Below are 1,768 nucleotides of genomic sequence, written 5' to 3' on the forward strand. Positions count from 1 at the left end.
GGCGCCCTTGAAGGTTTGGTACCAGTGGCGGGGGCTACGTCGGAGGCCATAGAGGGTCTTCTTGAGACGCCAGTAAGTTCCAGGGGCCGAGTAAGGGCACCCACGGGGAGGAATGCACACACAGATTTCGTCCTCAGGGAGAGTGGGATGGCAGAAGGCATTCTTTGCATCACACTGCTTGACGCGGCGTCCCTTGGATACTGCCAGTCCGGTGAGAGCGCGAATGGTGTGTTTCATGAGCACAGGGGCGAACAGATCGTTCTTGGTCCAGTATCGCTCCTCTGCATTGCCCATCACCACGGTGCGAGACTTGGCACGAATAGGGTTCCCGGCTCCATCAGTTTTGACGGTATGAATGCACATGGTGGGAATGGCGGTAATGTTGTGCTTGGCCTTCAACCGTTGATATTCCGCCTCAAGGATAACCTCGTAGGTGTCCAAGGAAATGAGACCATTGCGTTCTTCGTCGTATGACTCTAACCAGATGGGGTAGTCTGGGTGACCTCGGTCCTTGAGAGCCTGCCAAAGAAAGCGGGGACAGGGGGCGGTGAGGTTCCTGGCTGAGACGTGCCGGGCATGTCCGCGGAAGTGAGCTCCGGAGCGAGTGCCTGTGGTGGTGCCAAGGCTGCCGGTGAAGGGCCTGGTCCAGTCACGTCCGGACGGGTCGCTGGTGGCATCGGGTTCGTCGTCAGGATCGGATAGAAGAGTGGTGTCGGATTCTGAATCATCCTCGGGTTCGGATCGGATAAAGGGGCTGCCTCCCATATCGTGTCCCAGGGACATAATACCCTCTGAGAGTAGTGATCTCCATTGTGAGAGGAAGTCGGGAAGCTCGATCTCAGTCACCCGGCGGCCAGTCTCATCGTGTTGGGTGAAGGCCCAGGTGTGTCGCTTGGTGAGTTCCAGGGTACCGAGGAGGCGTTGACCGTTGCGGTTGTATCCGACCTTGTGCCCGGCGCGCAGCCATGGCGGCGGGATTGGATGGAAGGGATCCCGTTGCGTGGGATCTAGGTTTGGATCCTCGGGTCCGGGTAGCTCATGTGGCTCACATTCGGCTGGGTCGAAGATGTGTTCCGCTGGGACATCAGAGCAGTGACCATTTTCCCACTCCACTCGGTAGTGTGGGTGAACGTTGGGCACTGGGATGGAGACGATGGTCCCCTTGATGTCGGGAGCTTCACCGGTTGAGGTAACTGGGCCCTCTGGTTGTACCAGTACAATGTCTCCCAGAGAGTGAGGAGTGTTGGCCTGAGCTGAAGGGGAGAGCACCGTCAGGGTGAACCCCCCATCGTTGAGGAGCTGAGGGAACAGGGTCCTGATTTGCTTGTTGGAATCCAACGTGTATTCGGATGCCACACTGAACTGTTGGGTTTCCGGAGACCAGAACAGCATGCCGTTAGCCTTGGAGCTGCGTCCAACGGCAATCCCAGGGAAGGTCTGGGCCTGGAAGTTGGTCCTCTGGATGGAGGTGCCGTGGATCGAATCCCGTTCACGTTTGAAGTATCCGACTGACCCAAAAGGGAAGAGGGTACGTAGGTCAGGCTTCTGGTTGAAGAATAGTTCGAATGGGGTGATGTACACAGGGCCATCATGACCAGGGTGGTCGCGGATCTCAAATGGAATCATATTCATCCGTTCGAACGCAGTCCGGAGGGCCCAGAACCAAAAGAGACGCGGGAGGTTGGCTTCTTGGAGGTACGAGCGTGCCATGCGGACCGCTGTGGCCCAGTATCGTTCCACAAGCCCGTTCTGTGAGTGACGGTAGGGA

The 1,768-nt window shown here is 57.6% G+C and carries 1 protein-coding gene; it reads right to left on the bottom strand.

From position 1 onward, the window contains the following. Positions 1-1,626: reverse transcriptase domain-containing protein (locus ACRCYW_RS05185; RefSeq protein ID WP_438549095.1), on the bottom strand; the 1,626-nt coding region annotated here is incomplete at its 3' end. Between the last annotated feature and the right edge of the window lie 142 nt (positions 1,627-1,768).

The organism is Aeromonas sp., assembly GCF_051657805.1.
Classification (GTDB): Bacteria; Pseudomonadota; Gammaproteobacteria; order Enterobacterales; family Aeromonadaceae; genus Aeromonas.